The 2,900-nt window shown below is 73.1% G+C and carries 3 protein-coding genes and 2 pseudogenes; all 5 read left to right on the plus strand.

Annotated features, from left to right (window positions below):
• Positions 1 to 478: pseudogene (locus VJS38_RS04890) on the plus strand (glutamate-5-semialdehyde dehydrogenase); the annotation flags it as partial.
• Positions 479 to 513: 35 nt separating this feature from the next.
• Complete coding sequence (locus VJS38_RS04895; RefSeq protein WP_324087033.1) at positions 514 to 1,179, plus strand: nicotinate-nucleotide adenylyltransferase; 666 nt, start codon at positions 514 to 516, stop codon at positions 1,177 to 1,179.
• 195 nt (positions 1,180 to 1,374) lie between these two features.
• Positions 1,375 to 1,692 carry a ribosome silencing factor gene (rsfS, locus tag VJS38_RS04900; RefSeq protein WP_414692410.1) on the plus strand — a complete coding sequence of 106 codons (318 nt, stop codon included), beginning with the start codon at positions 1,375 to 1,377 and terminating at the stop codon, positions 1,690 to 1,692.
• 16 nt (positions 1,693 to 1,708) lie between these two features.
• Positions 1,709 to 2,173, plus strand: coding sequence for a 23S rRNA (pseudouridine(1915)-N(3))-methyltransferase RlmH (rlmH, locus tag VJS38_RS04905; protein ID WP_324087032.1), 465 nt, complete (start codon positions 1,709 to 1,711; stop codon positions 2,171 to 2,173).
• Positions 2,174 to 2,412: 239 nt separating this feature from the next.
• A pseudogene (locus tag VJS38_RS04910) lies at positions 2,413 to 2,900 on the plus strand (hypothetical protein); the annotation flags it as partial.

The raw sequence follows: 2,900 nt of genomic DNA on the forward strand, positions 1-2,900 counted from the left end.
CCGCCTGCCCGGGGCGGTGCGCGCCGCGCGCGGGCCGGTGGTCCGCGCCGAGGGCGCGCGCGAGGAGGCCCTGGTCGAGCCGCTGGCCGACGCCGACCTCGGCCGCGAGTGGGAGTGGGAGGAGACCCCGGAGGTCTCGCTGAAGATCGTCGCCGACGCCGCCGAGGCCGCCGCCCTGTTCAACGCCTACAGCCCCCGGTTCGACGTCAGCCTGATCGCCGAGGACCCGACGGCGCAGCAGCGCTTCTACGAGGCGGTGGACGCTCCCTTCGTCGGCGACGGCTTCACCCGCTGGGTCGACGGCCAGTATGCGCTGGCGCGGCCGGAGCTCGGCCTCTCCAACTGGGAGAACGGCCGCCTGTTCGCCCGCGGCGGGGTGCTGGCCGGCGACGGAGTCTTCACCGTCCGCGCCCGGGTCCGCCAGGCCGACCCGCACCTCGACCGCGCTGACGCGCCGACGCCCCCCAGGCAGGCCTGAGGCGCCTTGGAGCCCGCCGGTTGAGCCAGTCGCGCATGTGGTCGGCCGGACGTGCGCCGCGCAGAGCTTTCGCCGGCGGGACCGCGGGCCTGCGGCTCGGCTTCTCGCTGCGGCCGGGCATGCGCGTCGGCCTGTTCGGCGGCTCGTTCAATCCGGCCCACGAGGGCCACGCCCACGTCGCCGACACGGCCCGGCGTCACCTGGGCCTCGACCGGGTGATCTGGCTGGTCTCGCCGCAGAACCCGCTGAAGTCGCCACACGAGACCGCCGACCTGGCCGAGCGCATGGCCGGCGCGCGGCGGATGGCGCGGGGCCCTTCGATGATCGTCTCCGACGCCGAATCACGCCTGGGCTCGCAATACACCATCGACATCGTCCGCGCGCTCAAGGCCCGCTTTCCCGGCGTCCACTTCGTCTGGATCATGGGCGCCGACAGCCTGGCCGGCTTCCACCGCTGGCGCGGCTGGACAGAGATCATGCGCGAGATCCCGGTGGCGGTGATCTCGCGGCCCTGGATCGCGCTGAAGAGCCGGTTTTCGCCCGCCGCGAAGCGATTCGCCCGCTTCCGCAGGCCCTCCGCCCGCGCCGCGAGCCTGCCCGGCGCCGCGCCGCCGGCCTGGGTCTTCCTGCGCGGGCCCCTGCACTTCCACTCCTCGACCCTGCTTCGGGCCGGGCGCCGGAGCCCTGCATCAGCGACTTGAACGATTCGTGATGCCAGGCTGACCCAGGGCCTCCCGCATGATACGGTCGTAGTTAAGCGTGGAAATCAAAGGAGCCACCCGCTGCAACGTGACGCCGCGCCGCGCGCGCATGAGGGCTCGGTCCAGGTCCCGTCGCTGGACGCCGAACTCTCTCCTGAGGACCAGGGCCGCATAGCCGCCCTGGAGAACCTGATCCTGGCCAAGCTCGACGACGACAAGGCCCAGGACGTCGTCTTCATCGATCTCAAGGGCAAGAGCGCCATGGCCGACGGCCTGGTGGTCGCCTCCGGCCGGTCGCACCGGCACGTGGGCGCCATGGCCGATCACCTGCTGCGGTCGTTGAAGGAGGCCGGCTACGGCCGCTGCAGGGTCGAGGGCCTGCCCGCCTGCGACTGGGTGCTGATCGACACCGGGGATGTGATCATCCACCTGTTCCGCCCCGAGGTCCGGGCCTTCTACAACATCGAGAAGATCTGGTCGGTCGAGCCGCCCGCGAACCGCGCCGCGATCTGATCCGGACACTTAGGCTGTGCGCATCGCCATCGTCGCGGTGGGCCGCCTTGCGCGCTCGCCCGAGACCGACCTCGTCAAGCTCTACGTCGAGCGGGCGACGAACGCCGGCCGTCCCTTAGGCCTGGGCCCTGTGGAGGTGATCGAGGTCGAGGCGAGGAAGCCCGGCAAGGCCGCCGAAGCCGAGGTCCTGCGGCCGCACCTGGACGGCTGCCACATCATCGTCTGCGACGAGCACGGCGCCGCGCGGCCGTCGCGCGCCTTCGCCGCCGAGATCGAGGCCCTGCGCGACCGCGGGGTGCGCAAGCTGGCCTTCGTCATCGGCGGCGCGGACGGGCTCGACCCCGGGCTGATCGGCGAGGCCCAGGGCAAGCTCGCCTTCGGCCCCCAGACCTGGCCGCACGCCCTGGCCCGCGCCATGCTCGCCGAACAGGTCTATCGGGCAGTCTCCATCCTGGGCGGTTCGCCCTATCATCGCGACTGATGCGGCGGTTTTTTCCTCAAAACTGGTTCGCTCCTCCCCTGCGAAGCGGGGGAGGGGAACCATGCGCCGAGCGCAGCGAAGAGCGCATGGTGGAGGGGGCGAGCCGCAGGCAGGGTGGATGGGCCGGCGTTTCGCGGTCGCTGTCGCAAGCGCTGTGCGGGCGGCTTGCCCCCTCCACCACCCGCTCTGCGGCGGGTGGTCCCCCTCCCCCGCTTCGCAGGGGAGGAGCGGGTCTTTATTTGGGGCTCAGCGCCCTCGCCCTCCTAGCCGCCGCCGCGCTGGCCCAGAACCCGCCGCCGCTGGCGCGGCTGAGCATCCGCGAGACGGAGCTCACGGCCGAGCAGTCGCACAACATGAGCCAGCTCGCCCGGCTGCTGTCGGTGGTCGAGCAGCTCAGGCGCGACCCGCCGCCGGCGCTGCTGGTCTCGCCGCAGGACGCCCGCGACGCGGCGCGCGCGGCCATCCTGGTCCGGGCGATGACCCCGCAGCTGCAGCAGCGCGCCCGGGCCTACGCCCAAGAGGCCGGCGAGATGGTGCGCCAGCGCCGGCTGGCGGCGGTGGCCAGCGAGGCGGTGTTCATGAGCGAAAGCGAGGAGGCGGACGCCGCCCCCGCCCCCGCCCCCGCCGAGGCCGCGCCGGCGCTGCACAAGCCGAAGGCCTTCGCCGGCCCGCTGGTCCATCCCGACCGGCTCTGGACGCCGGTCGCGGGCCCGGTGGTCCGCCGGTT

It is taken from the genome of Phenylobacterium sp., from assembly GCF_035276905.1.
GTDB lineage: Bacteria > Pseudomonadota > Alphaproteobacteria > Caulobacterales > Caulobacteraceae > Phenylobacterium.

Coding starts and splice junctions, on each gene's coding strand:
- VJS38_RS04895 (WP_324087033.1), top strand. CDS start 514: ATGTGGTCGGCCGGACGTGCGCCGCGCAGAGCTTTCGCCGGCGGGACC.